Annotated in this window: 17 protein-coding genes and 1 pseudogene; 2 read left to right on the top strand and 16 right to left on the bottom strand. The window is 45.5% G+C overall.

Going from position 1 to position 16,288, the window contains the following annotated elements; all coding sequences use genetic code 11:
• Nucleotide 1: 1 nt before the first annotated feature.
• From Q7S57_01510 to rplC, 6 genes are read right to left on the bottom strand one after another with little or no spacing between them, the layout of a single operon-like run.
• A complete protein-coding gene (locus Q7S57_01510) occupies nt 2-268 on the bottom strand; it encodes a hypothetical protein (GenBank protein ID MDO8511923.1) in 267 nt (88 codons plus the stop codon).
• Between the two features lie 9 nt (nt 269-277).
• Nucleotides 278-1,114 carry a 50S ribosomal protein L2 gene (rplB, locus tag Q7S57_01515; protein MDO8511924.1) on the bottom strand — a complete coding sequence of 279 codons (837 nt, stop codon included), beginning with the start codon at nt 1,112-1,114 and terminating at the stop codon, nt 278-280.
• Nucleotide 1,115: 1 nt separating this feature from the next.
• The gene (locus Q7S57_01520) at nt 1,116-1,337 is read right to left on the bottom strand and encodes a hypothetical protein (GenBank protein MDO8511925.1); all 222 of its coding nucleotides are present in this window, start codon (nt 1,335-1,337) and stop codon (nt 1,116-1,118) included.
• Nucleotides 1,338-1,342: 5 nt separating this feature from the next.
• A complete protein-coding gene (rplW, locus tag Q7S57_01525; protein MDO8511926.1) occupies nt 1,343-1,777 on the bottom strand; it encodes a 50S ribosomal protein L23 in 435 nt (144 codons plus the stop codon).
• 4 nt (nt 1,778-1,781) lie between these two features.
• The gene (gene rplD, locus Q7S57_01530) at nt 1,782-2,423 is read right to left on the bottom strand and encodes a 50S ribosomal protein L4 (protein MDO8511927.1); all 642 of its coding nucleotides are present in this window, start codon (nt 2,421-2,423) and stop codon (nt 1,782-1,784) included.
• A gap of 1 nt (nt 2,424) precedes the next feature.
• A complete protein-coding gene (rplC, locus tag Q7S57_01535) occupies nt 2,425-3,033 on the bottom strand; it encodes a 50S ribosomal protein L3 (GenBank protein MDO8511928.1) in 609 nt (202 codons plus the stop codon).
• A 454-nt stretch (nt 3,034-3,487) separates the two neighbouring features.
• Here rplC and Q7S57_01540 point away from each other — a divergent pair, with 454 nt between their 5' ends.
• Nucleotides 3,488-4,117, top strand: coding sequence for a hypothetical protein (locus tag Q7S57_01540; GenBank protein MDO8511929.1), 630 nt, complete (start codon nt 3,488-3,490; stop codon nt 4,115-4,117).
• A gap of 267 nt (nt 4,118-4,384) precedes the next feature.
• Here Q7S57_01540 and Q7S57_01545 read toward each other — a convergent pair whose 3' ends face one another.
• The 4 genes and pseudogenes from Q7S57_01545 to Q7S57_01560 all read right to left on the bottom strand — a co-directional run bounded on the left by Q7S57_01545 (nt 4,385) and on the right by Q7S57_01560 (nt 7,636).
• Nucleotides 4,385-4,696 carry a hypothetical protein gene (locus Q7S57_01545; GenBank protein MDO8511930.1) on the bottom strand — a complete coding sequence of 104 codons (312 nt, stop codon included), beginning with the start codon at nt 4,694-4,696 and terminating at the stop codon, nt 4,385-4,387.
• Nucleotides 4,697-4,943: 247 nt separating this feature from the next.
• Nucleotides 4,944-5,120, bottom strand: a pseudogene (locus Q7S57_01550) (30S ribosomal protein S10).
• Nucleotides 5,121-5,217: 97 nt separating this feature from the next.
• Complete coding sequence (locus tag Q7S57_01555) at nt 5,218-6,900, bottom strand: GH3 auxin-responsive promoter family protein (protein MDO8511931.1); 1,683 nt, start codon at nt 6,898-6,900, stop codon at nt 5,218-5,220.
• Nucleotides 6,875-7,636, bottom strand: a complete 762-nt coding sequence (locus Q7S57_01560) for a hypothetical protein (GenBank protein ID MDO8511932.1) — start codon at nt 7,634-7,636, stop codon at nt 6,875-6,877. The genes Q7S57_01555 and Q7S57_01560 overlap by 26 nt, the downstream gene beginning before the upstream one ends.
• A gap of 146 nt (nt 7,637-7,782) precedes the next feature.
• On the opposite strand from Q7S57_01560, the gene Q7S57_01565 reads away from it, so the two are divergent.
• Nucleotides 7,783-9,108: a radical SAM protein gene (locus Q7S57_01565; GenBank protein ID MDO8511933.1), complete on the top strand. Its 1,326-nt coding sequence runs from the start codon at nt 7,783-7,785 to the stop codon at nt 9,106-9,108.
• Between the two features lie 66 nt (nt 9,109-9,174).
• Here Q7S57_01565 and Q7S57_01570 read toward each other — a convergent pair whose 3' ends face one another.
• The 6 genes from Q7S57_01570 to rpsG all read right to left on the bottom strand — a co-directional run bounded on the left by Q7S57_01570 (nt 9,175) and on the right by rpsG (nt 16,281).
• Nucleotides 9,175-10,281: a hypothetical protein gene (locus Q7S57_01570; GenBank protein MDO8511934.1), complete on the bottom strand. Its 1,107-nt coding sequence runs from the start codon at nt 10,279-10,281 to the stop codon at nt 9,175-9,177.
• A 13-nt stretch (nt 10,282-10,294) separates the two neighbouring features.
• Nucleotides 10,295-11,641: a radical SAM protein gene (locus Q7S57_01575; GenBank protein MDO8511935.1), complete on the bottom strand. Its 1,347-nt coding sequence runs from the start codon at nt 11,639-11,641 to the stop codon at nt 10,295-10,297.
• A 195-nt stretch (nt 11,642-11,836) separates the two neighbouring features.
• A complete protein-coding gene (gene rpsJ, locus Q7S57_01580; GenBank protein ID MDO8511936.1) occupies nt 11,837-12,160 on the bottom strand; it encodes a 30S ribosomal protein S10 in 324 nt (107 codons plus the stop codon).
• 89 nt (nt 12,161-12,249) lie between these two features.
• Nucleotides 12,250-13,455, bottom strand: coding sequence for an elongation factor Tu (gene tuf / locus Q7S57_01585; protein MDO8511937.1), 1,206 nt, complete (start codon nt 13,453-13,455; stop codon nt 12,250-12,252).
• Nucleotides 13,456-13,608: 153 nt separating this feature from the next.
• Complete coding sequence (fusA, locus tag Q7S57_01590) at nt 13,609-15,729, bottom strand: elongation factor G (protein MDO8511938.1); 2,121 nt, start codon at nt 15,727-15,729, stop codon at nt 13,609-13,611.
• A gap of 81 nt (nt 15,730-15,810) precedes the next feature.
• Complete coding sequence (gene rpsG / locus Q7S57_01595; protein MDO8511939.1) at nt 15,811-16,281, bottom strand: 30S ribosomal protein S7; 471 nt, start codon at nt 16,279-16,281, stop codon at nt 15,811-15,813.
• Between the last annotated feature and the right edge of the window lie 7 nt (nt 16,282-16,288).

The raw sequence follows: 16,288 nt of genomic DNA on the forward strand, positions 1-16,288 counted from the left end.
GTTAGGAAACCTTTAACGAAAAATTAAGCAACTTACAACCATCTTCATTCAAACGATTATTCTCCTTAACAAGCCCCCAAATGTTCAATTTCCAATTACCAATTTTCAATAAATTATCAATGATTAAATTATCAAATAACGCGCTCACGTCGTAGTATTTTGAAAATTCGAACTTTTGAAAATTATTTGAAAATTGCAAAATTGATAATTGAAAATTACCAATTCTTCTCAAGCTCTTCATTGTTTTATCCACAATAGATGGTTTCATAATTTACTTTTATTTCTTCTTCCTTCTTTGAATAATAAACTGATTGGAATACTTCTTCTTATTTCTTGTCTTCACACCAAAAGCATGTTTACCCCACGGGGTTTTTGGATGACGCAAACCGATTGGGTTATGACCCTCACCACCACCGTGCGGATGATCACAGGGATTCATGGCTTTTCCGCGGACACTTGGACGAATCCCCAAGCGACGATTTCTACCGGCAGCACCAATGCGTTCAATACGATGATCGGAATTACTGACTTTGCCAATTGTAGCCCAACAACCGGCCGGCACCAAACGGATTTCACTGCTTGGCATTTTCAAGTGGGCGGAACCGCCTTCAACTTCTTGTAAAATAGCGGACGAGCCGGCAGAACGAACGATTTGACCACCTTGTCCCGGGCGCAATTCAATGTTGAAAATTTCCGTACCGGATGGAATCGCCGTAAGTGGCATACGACAACCTATGCTCGGTTCCGTCTTTTCACCGGTTATCATTTTGTCGCCAACCTTGGCGCCTTCCCAGGCCAAATGATAACGCTTTTCACCATCCATATAAGCAACCAATACGATAAAGCTTGTACGAATTGGATCATATTCCAAAGATTGAATCACACCTGGGATATCCAGTTTGTCTTGATGAAAATCGATCATGCGGTACATTTGACGCATTCCACCACCGTGATGACGCGTCGTAATACGACCAAGGTTATTGCGACCACCGGTCTTGCGCACAGAACTTCGAAGACGCTTTGGCGGACGGGCATGTCTGCTTAAAACACCGTAATCAACAACGGATGTTTTTCGGCGGGCCGGACTGGTTGGTTTGTAAATCTTTACAGGCATATCAGGAAGCTTTTAGGTTACAACTTAACTTATTCACATTTAATTTATTGATAACAACTACTGAATCTACAAAATCCCTAATTACCAATTTCCAATTACCAATTTCCAATGAATGCCCAATTCCAAAATTTCCAAAAGGGACTACGCCAACATGCTTTGAAAATTTAGACATTTGAAAATTTGCAGTGGTATCAATATTCATTTTTGGGCAAATATTTTTCATAAAAGTCATTTTGTAAAATCAATAACCTCACCCTTGCGCACAAACACCACTGCTTTTCTGTATCCCGAAATCCTGCCCTCAATCGCGCCACGCATGCGCTTTTTTGGATGCACTGTCACAACATTGACGCGCGTCACATGCACCTTAAAACGTTTTTCCACAATCTGGTGAATTTCTTGCTTAGTAGCGTAATCGGCAATTTGAAATGTATAACGACCATCCGCGGAAAGGATGGCGGATTTTTCCGTAACAATCGGACGAATCAAAACATTGGCCTTAATTCCCTTAAAAGACGAAAGGTCGACGGAAGTTTTTTCTTCCTTTACTTCCTTGACTTTTTTTGCAGGTTTCTCGACACCATTTTCTTTTTTGTCCAACGCTTCTGCCGCGACAATATCAGCCTTGGTTTCTTTTTTCTTGAATACGGAGAGAATACTCATAATGTTATACTTTATCGCTGATACGGGTTTCTAAAACAGCGATGCCGGCCTTATCGGTTACAATTGTGGTTGTACGAAGCAAATCGTTGGCCGTAATCACTTCCGGATTTTTCACAATCACATCTTGCAAATTTCGACTGGCGCGCAAGTAGGGCGCGCGGGTGACTTTATCGCCCGAAACCAAAAACAAAACGATCCCTTTTACCGGCAACTTACCAAACGCCGCGACCAACTCTTTGGTCTTACCTGTGATTTTTGGTAAATCATTTAAGACAACCATTTCTTCATCCTTAATTTTTCCAACCAAAACACCGGCCAGGGCCGTGCGATTCATACCTTTCGGGGTGTGTGACGTGTAGTTTCGTTCCGCGCGAGGACCAAAAGCGACACCACCCTTACGCCAAATTGGCGAACGACTGGAACCGGCACGCGCGCGACCAGTCCCTTTTTGTTTCCACGGCTTAATACCGCCACCACGACGTTCGGAACGATCTTTGGTGTGAGCGCGACTAACGCGCTTGTTGGTATCGAAATTAACGGCCACTTGATGTAACAAAATCGGCGAAACGGTTTTATTGTCCCAAGCGGAAAAACTGTCTTGCGTCGCCACTTTCTTTCCTTCTAAGTTTAAAATATTAATTTCCATATTACTCTCCCACAATACTTAAAAGCGAATTCTTCGGACCGGGAACGGCGCCACGCACAACCAAAATGTTCGTATTTGGCACAACATCAACAACTTGAAGACCCTTGGTTGTAACCTTCGCGCCACCCATCCGACCAGCCATACGCATACCTTTCAAAACGTGTTGGGGCCAACCGGAACCGATGGAACCCGGGGCACGTTCGGCGTGCTTTGTACCGTGCGTCGCGTTGTGGCCATGAAAATGATGTCGTTTTACGACACCGGCAAAACCCATACCTCGAGATGTTCCTGTCACATTGACGATATCACCGACCTTAAACGTATTGACGTCTACCACATCACCACGTTTTAAGTCAGTCTTTTCAAAATTATAGGCCTTCAATGTTCTAAAATGCGGAAGTTCTTTCAGGTGACCAAGTTCGGCTTTTGTCATATTCTTTTCTTTTTTCTCGCCAAAACCAAGTTGCACTTGCTTGCCTTTTTCACCCATTTCACGAACCAAGGTAACTTGGCAAGGACCGGCTTGCATTAACGTAACAGGAACGGACTTTCCGTCCGTTTCAAAAATCGTTGTCATGCCGATCTTTTTGGCTAAAATTGCTTTCATTATTCTCTTAATATAAAAATTTTACCGGGGCCTTCACCGAAGAACCCGTTCTCACGAGCAGACCCGCCAGTTTCCTGTTTCAGGACTTGGCCGGGATGGGGACTAGTTTTAATGAGCTGTGCAATATGTATACAGGGGAACGGATATCACGTCAAGCCCTGCTGACAACGAAATCCTATTCGCTTATAGAAGCCATATTTTAGACTTTTTCCTCATGAATTTTTAATTTGAAATTTGAAATTTTTAATCAATTTGAAATAAACTAATATCTTAATTTGAAAAACGCGTTTTTATTTATTTCAAATTTGTGTATTAAAAATTGATTTCAAATTAAAAATTTCAAATTTCAAATTCGCGAACACGCGCCTATTGACTTTTTCCCCGTTTGGGAGTACAAATATTTGTTACTGACTTCTGTTTTTGGATTTCACCTCCTGTTTTTTCAAAGGAATTTACAATGGAAAAGGGACAACATTTTGCGCTTTTGGCCGTCGAGGACAATACTCTCCACCTCCGCGATCTCATGCAAGTGATCGGCGAGTTGCCCGACGACTTTCCACTGGACTTGGAAATCAAGTGCGTGCGTTCATTGCGGGAAGCTCTGAACAACCTCGAGTCCGCCGACGGTGTCATTACTGACGTCTTCTTTCCCGAAATCCCTGACGGAGACGCCACCCAGCCAAACGGCAAAAAAGTCGTCGAGGCCTGCATCGCGGCACAGAAACCGGTGGTGTGGATTACGTCTACATATCACCACGGCACGATGACGAACGCTGTGAGTGAGTGGGGTCGCGATCGCGGTCTCGAGATGTTCGACTGCCCTAACGCCGGCCGTGGAAGCGAAGAAGCGCCACACAAGCCATGGAAGGAGGCGCTATACGGCCTGATCTACACGGCAGTAGAGATCGAGATGAAATTACTACAGTTCAAGGACGGACAGATTCAGCGGAGAGTAAACTATAATAAAGATTTCAGCCTGGCGGCAGGAATCTATCGCGAATTGATGCTCCTCTATCTTTCCGCCGAAAATATCAAACCATACCCAGTCATGAAAAAGATGCTCGATATGGGTTTTCCGCGGAAGTAGCGACGCCCGCTTGCAACTCCGGCAGAATCCCTCCCCACCTCCCTTTGAATAAAGGGAGGAATCGCACACCCCAGCCAGGTTTTCCAACCTCGCTGGGGATTTTTATTTTTCTCTTCAGAGAAAAATACCCCCCAAAGCTTTAGCGACGGGGGGTAAAGCCAGCTATCCCCCTCCGCTCCGCGTGTTCGCGGAGCTACGGGGGATTATTATAATATAATTTTCCTTCAGAAAATATATATTATAATAAAAAACGGCTCGTGAGAACCGTTACTGCCCTACTACCGCTGGCTGGTGCAAAAAGTCAACCATCTGTCGCCAACGAACGTACCGCGCACGGAGACTGGTCGGAACTATGCCCAATGTTTCCTCCATTGCCACTTTTTGTTTCATTTCTTCGATAGGAGGCAACGCCTTAACATACACCGGCAATCTACCAATCATTTCCTGCAAAAATTTGACCGTCTTCGCGTTGTCCCCCGCGCGTAGAGCTGTATCGTGGCGCACCAACGCTTCAGTCGACAACCATCTGTGCAACTCCCGAAACAACTCATCTACCGTGAAAGTGATTTCCGTGGCCATACAACCCATCCTTTTCTGTTGTTGGTTGACTACCGATCTGAATGAACATTTTCTACTTAAATTAATCTATGACCAATTGTTTTTTTCGGCAAGCATGTATTTACAAAAGACCGCCCTTCGGGGCGGTCTTAATATTTTATTTGGATCCCGCTCTTCAGAGCGAGGCTCGCCCAGATGGGCGGCCCCGATGTCCACCCTCCGCTAAAGCTACTGGGTGGCAGGCGCTCGGGGATGACCCCTGAAGGGGTCACTTCATCGAGACGTCGACACCCGCCGGGATTTGCAAGCTTTGCAACGCGTCTACCGTCTTGGGTGTAAAGTTTTGAATGTCGATGAGGCGCTTATGCACCCGAATTTCATACTGATCACGCGCGTCTTTGTGCACAAACGTTGAGCTGTTCACCGTGTAACGCTTCCGTTCTGTTGTTTCATCGGCGTGCAAAACAAGATGAAAGTGTTAAAAAGTCTTTCTCAACAATAAATGATAAGAAACACCCACAAAAAAAATCTGACTAGTGAAGTCAGATGCTATTAAAAAGTTTTCCATTAAATTTGCTCATCCATTTCTGAAACGGATGCAGAACCGCTTGTTTCACGTCCCCGATCCGCTGTCCTAACTCACCACACGTCTGCAAATACGTATTGTTTGCATCCTGTCCGTGGTCAATCAGGAAGAGCGCGCAATGCTCGAGTTGTCCGAGACGCCGACAGTAATCGTAGTGAAAGTTTTCCCTAAGACGACCATCGAGCCTTTGACAGAAGAGCACTGCAGAGTGGCCGTCAAGGACATGCCGATCACAAAACTGCAGAAACAACACATAGCGCACTACTTCGCCTTGAAGGGTGTCAGGTGCTATCATGGCAAATTTTGCTACGATACCGCTCTCTGCCATCAACTGTCCTAGCACTTTGCCCACAAACACCTCGTTCATCTTTTCTCCGCAAACATCAACAACCTTGTCCTTTCGACCAACAAAGCAGATAAGAGGACAACTTCGTTTGAAACCGACAACTTCCACAACATCATTTAGTCGGTAGCGATAGAATCCACCCCCTGTTGTAACTATTACTGAATACCTTTTCCCCACGTTTAACTGATGTGCCAAACACACACTTTCGCTATCATCCTCCTCGAACTCAAAAAAATGCGAGTTAACAGACAGCGCCGAACCACTATTTCTTAGAGGAAAAGATACGAAAGCCTCCGTCGCCATCAAACCCTTGGGCTGAACAACACAGTTTGAAAAATCACGCTGAAGCCGACTTGCTGCCACCTGCGCATTTCCATCCGCCCAACAACTAATAAGTCGAAGATTGGGCCAGATTGCCTCGTAAATATTCGCTTGTTTCCCCGGAGACAATATCTGCCCCAATTCCTCGGCTCGCGCTGGAAGCCTTTGGAGACGTTTTCGAATGCGACCAGCTACCTCTTTTTCAACATTGAGTTCAACTGACAGCGCACCCTTACGAATGTCCCAAATCAACCTATCAGCCCAACTGTATAATGGCGAAAGAAGCAGACTTAGAAATGAGGGGTTCCAAACGGAAATCCATGTTAATCCTCTCTCCTGTAGCAAAAACCTCAGCGTGGCGTACCTAAACGAATCCATGTCTGAGACCAACGCTAATTCTGACGGTGCAGCCATCACGTGTTCAAAAACCGATTGCCCCACCACTCCAAGATAGTTTTTTTCATCATCAAAACCAATTGGAATTCCACCCTGCGTATGGCGAACCTTGACCCCAACCGGCGTCACCGACCAGTAAGCTTTGCCGCCAATGATACTGGGGTATTCTGTCATAAGCGAAAAAATCCACGGCGCTATTCCCTCCTGAAACTGCGCGATCAATGACTTGGTGTATGGCACGAGTTTGGATGCCATTGTTGATCCGCTTGTCACACCAAATCTCTGAACCCTCTCGCTGGTCAAAACACCATTCTCCCCCCCTTCTATGCGTTTCACATACGGAACTAAATCTTCATAAGAACGAATTGGCACTAGTTGTTGGAAATTGGAAATTGAATGAATTTCACGGAATTGATGTTCTTGTCCAAACGCTGTTTCCCTGTTCCCGACAACAATAGCCTTGAGACACTTTGTTTGAGCGATTTCCACTTCGTTAATTGAGTTATACCACCTTCTCGCCCCAAAACTGACACTAGCCAACCAAACACTGTTACAAATGGTGGTTGTGAAGTTCATCTTCTCTCCTTTGCTTCCGACATGAACCAAGTAAGCGAATCGCCGTAGCCGTAAAATTTGCTCGGGCTATCGGTGCCACACAAACAAGTTCCGTGCCCGTTAGATATGTAGGGTTTTTCTCAAAAAAGAAACGTGTGTAAGTATCGAGTTTTTGAGGCGGTTCTGCATCAATACTCCCCGGCACCAGACGTTGGGTTTCTCTTGAAAATAATACTCGACCGCTACCAGGATCATATTCTTCAGGATATTTCAACAAACCGAAAGCATCTCTCACGACAAGATCTTGAGCCTGATCTTCCCCATCAGGCCTTGGTAAGAAATGCCGAAAAAAGAACGGCAAGACCCGGTAAGTGCGCCACCCCTTAGACATTAAAATATAGTAGACCTCGCGTGCAGGATGAGACTCCAATACATGCACGAAATAGCGCATAATTTCGACACCGAAACCGGCACTACAGCGGCAAGCGTCGACTACAACTGTGTCCCCAGAGAATACCCCCATCACACTTCTCCCAAAGACCTGAAGGTCTAAAACCATGAGCGTCGAAAATCCGACGATTTCTCCATTTGGCAAATCGCGCCGAAGTAGCATGACCACTTCTTTTTCACGCAGATCGTGTGCAAACACTTCTTTGTCTACACCCAAAAATACGCGTGTTAGAAGCCAAAACATCCGTTCTGTTTCTTGAACCGTCAGATCCTCAACTGTTTTCGTAAATCCTAATATTTTGGACATGATTATCCCCTCCAGGAAAAGTTGTCAAAAAAACACTACGTACGTTAGTACTAGCACAAATGCTTGCATTAGCAAATATTAGTTGCTACCTTGAGCCAGCAGAAGTTTTTTCCCAATGAAATAAGCTAAACAAGGAGTACTTTGACATGACAAGAATACTGTTCATTATGCCCGACGCGCACATGCACAAGTTGAAATTGTTTGGATTCACAAAGTCTTTGCGTGAAGCACCACTAACCCTCACCACTCTCGCCTCGATGGTTCCTAGTGGCCACCACATAACGATTGTCGACGGCAGTATTGACCCAATCCCCATGGACTACAAAGCGGACATAGTAGCGATAAGTTGTATAACGGGCACATGTCGACAAGGCTACGTATTGGCAGATCATTTCAGACACAAGGGTTCATACGTGGTTATTGGCGGAGTGCATGCTTCAATCCTGCCTGACGAGGCACAGGAACATGCAGATACTGTAATAGTGGGACCAGCGGAATTCTCCTGGCCGACATTTCTTACCGACTATTCTTCTGAAAAACAAAAGAAGCGTTATGGAAGTATCGACTGCTACCACGACGACGTTCTCAGGGATGTGCCTTTACCAAGAAGAGATCTCCAAAGAAATAGCGGTTACACACTGCCGGCAACAGTCCAAGCAACAAGGGGTTGTAAACATCGATGCGATTTCTGTTGCGTCAATGCAGTGTGGCCGAGATTTGTTAAACGACCCATAGCAGACGTGATCAGAGACATTTCGTCATTGCCTGGCAAGAGGATGGTTTTCAACGATGTGAGTCTTGTCGACGATGTCGAATACGCAAAAGAACTCTTTAGGGCAATGATCCCTCTCAGAAAACATTGGGGTGGATTAGCGACTGTGCTTGTGGTCAAAGACGATGAACTCGTTGATTTAATGATGCGGAGCGGTTGTAAGTATCTTCTGCTTGGGTTTGAATCGGGAAATCAAGGTGTGCTAAAAGACATTGCCAAAGGGTTCAACCACGCAATCAACTACCACGAAGTTGTCGATAAACTACACGCGCATGACATAACAATCCAGGGCTGCTTCGTTTTTGGTTTCGATCACGACACAGAAGATGTCTTTGAAAGTACGGTGGCAACAGTAGACGATCTTGGAATCGACATCCCTCGCTATTCCATTTACACACCATACCCGGGAACACCACTTTTTGAACGATTGCAATCCGAGGGAAGAATCATCAGTCTTAACTGGAATAATTACGACACAATGCATGTAGTATTCCAGCCAAAGCTAATGACACCAGAACGCTTGTATGACGGCTTCAAGTGGTCCTACAAACAAACGTTTAAAATACCGCGCATCGCAAGACGAACAATGTGGAACGGAAGGCACCCATCGGTAATCAATTTCGTCGGCAATCTCGCATACAGAATCTTCGTAAGAAGATTATATCGAGAAGAAAGATTCGCCCGTCCATTTATGCCCTAGTCAAACGTCACTCCGAAGTGTGACGTTTTTTTAAAAACCTTGCTATGTGCAATAGCAAGGTAATTTCTACAAAGTCGCCAATTCGAGATGCGACGTCTTGAGACATGGAAGATCTACTCCGCTATCTGCCCAATACACCAAGTATATATTACTCCGAAGCTGCCTACAGGCATACTTGGAAGCAATCCCTGACAATCCATTTCCTACACAAAGAGCAACGCAGAGGTAGTCATGCCCTCTGCCCGACCAGATTTGACATGCGCGACTCAAAAGAGATTCGAACACTCCGCGATCATCATCTTCTGAACTCATAAAACAAGCACTCAATGTTTTAACTTCACCTCCGATCTTAGGAATAATTGGTTTGCCAAGTAGACGAGAATTGCAGTTTAAGAATGGTCGCAACAAACTCAACCTACAGGACAGACCAGTAACCACGGTTTGCTTAAATGATTGCTGATTCCACACACCAAATGTCCCCAAAATACGACCCCTTGATTCGCAAACAAGCAAGTCATCACTACTGAAACCAAGAGAAAAGTCGTTTTTTACAAAAATTTCTTCAAACCGATAAGTGGGCGCAAATTGATAACGCTGATTCCACCGCTCAAGACATTTATGGGCTAAGGGCAATTGATGATAAGGACATTTCTGTACATCAACATCAACTTTTCCACACATATTTCTTTTTTTGATTGGTATTAAATACGTTACAAGTGTGCCGATTTGGTGGTAAACAGGATGACCCGCCCGTGGCCTTTGCAAAACACTCTGAAATCGACCGTTCTCCTCCAAAATTGTTGTTAAGTAATATGGGACCTCTCCGTCTTCATGCAGTGTTCGCAAGTGGCGATGAGCTTTCGCTAGTGTCATACCCCCGCGAAATTCTGGTAAAAGACGGAGCATATTCAAGTAACCAATCGCCTTCTTTTCACCATCAACGTATAAGTTTCGCACACTTCGACAGGCAAAACCCACAACATCACCCGCAACTCCCGCTCGACAAACAATCGTCTGATTCTTTTCATTTCCAATTTTTCCAACTGCAAAAAAACTTGGCTCTCGCAAGAACGCAAGAGATATATCGCCGGGCATTGGTGTCCGACGCAGGATGTTCCTCATTGCCTCATCATCTGCCGTGTTGGCGAAATCAATCACAGATCTGGTGTTCACTTTTTTGTCCTCTCTAGTAGATTGGTTCGGGAAGTGTTGGTTTTTCCCCTAACGGCAGGCCATCACGTTGAGTTATCTCCCTGCGCAAAAGCCAATTGACATATGCAAACACTCCGGCCTTTTTGACTGAACTGCAGTTTCCTCGAATATTACTTGCCCTCCTGACAATACTTCGGAAACTATAGAATTTGCGACGAGCTTCAATACACGCTTTGTGCAACTCCTCGGCGGATATTCCATTTGGTCTGAAAACAATATCGCCAAACCGAAACGATGGTGACAACCACCACTCATCATCCGTCAACTGACCACCACTCTGGAATTGCTCGTAAAGTGGCGTGCCAGGAAACGGAACAAGATGGTTAAATGCCCCAATAAAGAGTCCAAAATCGATAGCCGCCTCCGTTGTTCTTTGGATATCCTCCTTGGTCTCATTGCCATAACCGAAAACAAATGTCCCATAAAGCGCTATTCCATAACCATGAATGATGTCGATGAGTCTTTTGTAATCTCCCAATTTGATGTTTACCTTCTTGCCCATGCTAGCTAGTGTGTCACGCCGGAGAGACTCAAAGCCTATGAGTATTCCAACGCAACCACTCCTAGCCATCAATTCAAGCAGTTCGCAATCATTGGCCATCGTTAACGTGCCCTGACCCACCCACTTGATCTTATGTGGGATTAGCTCCCGACAAAGGTCTTTTGCGTGCGCCGGATTACCCACAAAGTTATCTTCGACGAAAAAAACTTCTCTGTTTTGAAGCAACGCAATCTCTTCAACAACACTGTCAATAGAACGCGCCGTATACGTTGAAGAAGTGACTGCGGCAATCGAACAGAAATTGCATCCAAATGGGCATCCGCGCCCGGTTTCAACGCATGATAATGGAAAATACGATCTTGTTCCGAAAATTTCCCTCCTTGGGAGAACAAAATTGTATGACACGGATCGATCTTGCGAATATCGTCGCTTCAGGCACCCTGCTTGCGCATCACGCATCACTTGTCCCCAAATTAGTTCTGCGTAACCAATAACAATACTATCGGCATACCTTTGCGCTTCTTCGGGTCTCAGTGTTACATGATATCCACCAAGAACAGTTTTCACGCCTCTTTGGTGATATTCCCTAACAATCTCGTATGCTCTTTTTGCCGTGTAAGCCTCAACCGTAATCGCAACAAGATCTGTTGACAAATCAAAGTTGATATTCTCAAAACGGTCATCAAAAAAAGATACTTCCACATCAACTGGTGTGAGGCCAGCCAGTGTAGCAATCGGAAGCGGTTCCATTTGCCAAGTACGCACATACTTTCCACCAGGCCTCTTCCCAACACTTGGCATAATAAACGTAACCTTCATCTTTGAATCCTTATGTTCGAATTGTGAATGAACTCAATACTAGATCCGTGCGACAACACTATCACAACCAAATATTTTAACAAATACAATTCCTGACCAACGAATCCCTCGATCGCTACGCGCGTGGTATTAGGGAAAGGAGCAAATCAAACATAAGACCGCCCTTGCGGGCGGTCTTATCTATAGTATATTTTATTATTTCATAGACACATCTACACCTGCCGGGATTTGCAGGCTCTGCAACGCGTCTACCGTCTTGGGTGTAAAGTTTTGAATATCGATGAGGCGCTTGTGGACGCGAATCTCATACTGATCACGCGCGTCTTTGTGCACAAACGTTGAGCTGTTCACCGTGTAACGCTTCCGTTCTGTTGGAAGCGGTACCGGACCAAAAACGCGGGCTCCGGTTCTGATCACCGTATCGGCAATTTGCTTTGCCGATTGATCCACGAGCTTGTAATCATAAGCCTTGATCTTGATGCGAATTCTCGGCCCCGTTTGTTCCGGAGTGACAGCCACGGCTTCCGCCACAACCTCATCCGTAACATCTTTGGCGTCGTCAATTATTTCGTCCGTAGGCATGATATTAAGGTGCAGTAATTAACAAATTATTTGAGAATCTTGGTAACGATACCGGCACCGACTGTGCGACCACCTTCACGGATAGCAAAACGCATTTGTTGTTCCATGGCTACTTCCTTAATCAATGTTACAACACCCTTCACTGTGTCACCCGGCATAACCATTTCCGTACCTTCCGGTAAAGCGACTTCTCCTGTTACATCCGTTGTGCGGATATAAAATTGCGGTTTGTAGCCCTTGAAGAACGGCGTGTGACGTCCGCCTTCATCTTTTGTCAAAACGTAGATTTCACATTCAAATTGAGAGTGAGGCGTGATGGATCCCGGCTTGGCCAAAACTTGACCACGCTCGACATCTTCTTTCTTTGTGCCACGGAGCAAGACACCGGCGTTATCTCCGGCCAAACCTTCGTCCAAAGTTTTGTTGAACATTTCAATACCGGTAACAATCGACTTGGCGGTTGGACGCAAACCAACGATTTCTACTTCATCGTTTGTGTGCACCTTTCCTCTTTCAATACGACCGGTAACAACTGTTCCGCGACCTTCAATGGAGAAAATATCTTCAATGGAGAGCAAAAACGGTTGATCAATGGCGCGAACGGGTTCCGGAATGGCTTCGTCCAAAGCAGCAACCAAATCGTAAACGGATTTTGCACCCGGATCTTCCGCGGAAGTGGCCTTCAACGCTTGCAAGGCGGATCCGCGAATGACTCTGGCCTTTTCGCCATCATAATGATACTTGGAAAGAATTTCGCGCACTTCGGCTTCCACCAAATCAACCAATTCCGGATCATCCACCGCGTCAACTTTGTTTAAGAAAACGACAATTTCCGGAACACCAATTTGGTACGCAAGCAAAACGTGTTCACGAGTTTGTGGCATTGGACCGTCAATAGCCGATACGACCAAAATTGCGCCGTCCATTTGCGCGGCACCGGTGATCATGTTCTTGACATAATCAGCGTGGCCAGGACAGTCAACGTGGGCATAATGACGCTTTTCCGAGGAATATTCGGTGTGCGCGGTAGCGATTGTTAAAATTTTAGTCGGATCACGACGACCTTCTTTTTCAGAAGCTTTTGCGATATCATCGTAACTTCGATCTGTCGCCAAACCCTTAAGGGACATAACGTGCGTCAACGCTGCGGTTAAGGTTGTCTTTCCGTGATCAACGTGACCAATGGTCCCGACGTTAATGTGCGGCTTATTTCTCTCAAACTTTTCTGCCATAATGTTTTTCTCCTTGAAAATTAAGATTATTTAGACTTGTACCGCTACAACCTTACAATTTCCGAACTACCAGGAATTATATAAGTTGACGCGATAGTAGTGACAGCACGACTGTAACAAAAAGCAACGATTTATGCAAATTTTTCGTTAATTTTAGTTTCCGACGCGATGCTTTTTGCCCGACCGACCCTCGGTTACCTCTTTTGCTACGTTCGTGGGCACTGCTTCGTAGCGATTAAACTCCATTGTATAACTTGCGCGACCTTGTGTCATTGAACGCAACGACGTCGCGTAACCAAACATCGTCGCCAACGGCACAAAGGCATCAATCACCTTAACATTCATACGGTCGTTCATCCCTACAACTTGACCGCGACGCGCGTTAAGATCTCCCACAACGTCACCCATATAATCTTCCGGCGTAGTGACTTCAACTTTCATAATCGGTTCGAGAAGGACCGGGTTAGCAGCCTTAACGGCTTCTTGAAAAGCTTTGCTACCGGCAATTTTGAAAGCGGCTTCGGAAGAATCGACATCGTGGTAAGAACCATCAAAAAGCGTCACAACAACATCGATTGTCGGATAACCCGCCAACACGCCGGAATCGGAAGCTTCTTTTACGCCCTTTTCAATGGCCGGCACAAACTCTTGCGGAATAACGCCACCTTTAATTTCACTGACAAACTCCACGCCCTTCCCGCGTTCGAGTGGCGCGACGCGCAACCAACAGTGACCATATTGACCACGTCCACCGGACTGACGAATATATTTTCCTTCCGCTTCCGCCGAACCGAGAATTGTTTCTTTGTAGGCCACTTGCGGGGCGCCAACATTGGCTTCCACGCCGAATTCGCGACGCATCCGATCAACGATAATTTCCAAGTGCAATTCACCCATACCGGCAATAATCAACTGCGATGTTTCAATGTCGGTACTGATACGGAAAGTTGGATCTTCATCAGACAATTTCTTAAGCGCCATACCCATCTTTTCCTGATCGGCCTTGGTTTTTGGTTCGATGGCAATCCGAATAACCGGTTCCGGAAATGTAATGCGTTCCAACATAATCGGGTTTTCCTCGTCACACAAAGTGTCACCGGTTGTGGTGTGTTTCATTCCAATCAACGCGCCAATATTTCCCGCGGAAAGACTTTGCACTTCTTCACGCTTATCGGCATGAATCCGCAAAATTCGACTAATACGTTCCTTTTCGTTGGCATTTGCATTCAAAACGTATGTTCCGGTATTGATATTTCCGGAATAAACACGGAAAAAAGTAAGCTGACCGACATAGGGATCGGTGGCCACTTTAAAAGCCAGGGCCGTAAACGGTTCGGTGACATCGGGATGACGTTCAATTTTTACTTCCGGATCATCAATGTCGGTACCCATAATTGCCGGAACATCCATCGGTGATGGCAGAAGTTCGATCACCGCGTCCAAAGCAAATTGCACGCCTTTGTTTTTTAAAGCAGAACCGCATAAAACGGGAACCACTTTATAGGCAATCACGGCACGACGCAACGCGGAATGCAATTCTTCATAGTTCATTGTTTCACCGGCCAGATATTTTTCGGTTAATGCATCATCGCTTTCGGCGATTTTTTCCACAAACTTATTGCGCCATTCTTCGGCTTGCGCTTTTTGGTTTTCCGGAATGGGAATTTCGACGATTGTTTCACCGTGCGGACCATCAAAACGAAATGCTTTTAGTTTTAACAAATCGATGACACCGGAAAAATCTCCCTCACTGCCAATTGGCAAAAAGGCCGGTATCGCGTTTGGCGTTAAACGAAGAAGAATACTTTCGTAAGAACGGAAAAAATCCGCGCCTGTGCGGTCTAACTTATTGATGAAACAAACGCGCGGTACTTTGTATTTATCGGCTTGACGCCAAACTGTTTCACTCTGTGGTTCCACGCCGGCAACACCATCAAACACAACAACCGCGCCGTCCAAAACACGCAAACTACGTTCCACTTCCGCGGTAAAATCAACGTGCCCGGGAGTATCGATCAAATTCAGACGAAAACCTTTCCAAAAACAAGTGGTGGCGGCCGAAGTGATTGTAATACCGCGCTCGCGTTCTTGTTCCATCCAATCCATTACCGTTTCACCTTCGTGCACTTCCCCGATTTTGTGAGAAATACCGGTATAAAAAAGCACACGTTCCGACATCGTGGTTTTACCGGCATCAATGTGCGCTACAATGCCGAAATTTCTAATCTTTTCGATTGGAATCGCGACGGAAAATTGATCGTCTTTTTCGGGCATTTGATGTTGTTTGCGCTAATAATTAAATTTTGTTCTTCTTTTTGATGCATTCCGAGTTTTTCTCGGAAACATTTTATCTTCTTAGAAGTTGAAATGCGAGAACGCCTTGTTTGCTTCGGCCATTCTGTGCACTTCGTCGCGCTTCTTAATCGCGCCACCCTCTTTTTTCGCGGCATCCAAAAGCTCGGCCGCCAATTTATCAAAAAACTTAATTCCATTTCGGTCGCGTGTGGCTTGAATAATCCAACGCATTGCCAAGGTGAGTCGACGTTCCGCGCGCACTTCCATCGCGATTTGGTAGTTCGCACCACCAACGCGCTTGGCTCGCACCTCCAAAACGGGAGAAACGTTGCGAATCGCATTATCAAAAATACTCAATGGATCTTGTTTGGTTGTTTCGCTGATGACGTCAAAGGCATCATAAACAATCGATCTGGCCAAAGTTTTTTTGCCACCCTTCATTAGATGGTTGGCAAAACGCTCAATCATAACGTTTCCAAACTTTGGGTCTGGGAGAATTTCGCGACGGGTTTTAATAGCTCTTCGTGGCATGGGGGGA

The organism is bacterium (assembly GCA_030647555.1).
Classification (GTDB): domain Bacteria; phylum Patescibacteriota; class Andersenbacteria; order UBA10190; family CAIZMI01; genus CAIZMI01.

Excerpts from the sequence above, each read along its gene's own strand:
- Q7S57_01510 (MDO8511923.1), bottom strand. The coding sequence starts at position 268 with ATGAAACCATCTATTGTGGATAAAACAATGAAGAGCTTGAGAAGAATT.
- rplB (MDO8511924.1), bottom strand. The coding sequence starts at position 1,114 with ATGCCTGTAAAGATTTACAAACCAACCAGTCCGGCCCGCCGAAAAACA.
- Q7S57_01520 (MDO8511925.1), bottom strand. The coding sequence starts at position 1,337 with ATGAAAAATATTTGCCCAAAAATGAATATTGATACCACTGCAAATTTT.
- rplW (MDO8511926.1), bottom strand. The coding sequence starts at position 1,777 with ATGAGTATTCTCTCCGTATTCAAGAAAAAAGAAACCAAGGCTGATATT.
- rplD (MDO8511927.1), bottom strand. The coding sequence starts at position 2,423 with ATGGAAATTAATATTTTAAACTTAGAAGGAAAGAAAGTGGCGACGCAA.
- Q7S57_01540 (MDO8511929.1), top strand. The coding sequence starts at position 3,488 with ATGGAAAAGGGACAACATTTTGCGCTTTTGGCCGTCGAGGACAATACT.
- Q7S57_01545 (MDO8511930.1), bottom strand. The coding sequence starts at position 4,696 with ATGGCCACGGAAATCACTTTCACGGTAGATGAGTTGTTTCGGGAGTTG.
- Q7S57_01555 (MDO8511931.1), bottom strand. The coding sequence starts at position 6,900 with ATGAACTTCACAACCACCATTTGTAACAGTGTTTGGTTGGCTAGTGTC.
- Q7S57_01560 (MDO8511932.1), bottom strand. The coding sequence starts at position 7,636 with ATGTCCAAAATATTAGGATTTACGAAAACAGTTGAGGATCTGACGGTT.
- Q7S57_01565 (MDO8511933.1), top strand. The coding sequence starts at position 7,783 with ATGACAAGAATACTGTTCATTATGCCCGACGCGCACATGCACAAGTTG.
- Q7S57_01575 (MDO8511935.1), bottom strand. The coding sequence starts at position 11,641 with ATGAAGGTTACGTTTATTATGCCAAGTGTTGGGAAGAGGCCTGGTGGA.
- tuf (MDO8511937.1), bottom strand. The coding sequence starts at position 13,455 with ATGGCAGAAAAGTTTGAGAGAAATAAGCCGCACATTAACGTCGGGACC.
- fusA (MDO8511938.1), bottom strand. The coding sequence starts at position 15,729 with ATGCCCGAAAAAGACGATCAATTTTCCGTCGCGATTCCAATCGAAAAG.
- rpsG (MDO8511939.1), bottom strand. The coding sequence starts at position 16,281 with ATGCCACGAAGAGCTATTAAAACCCGTCGCGAAATTCTCCCAGACCCA.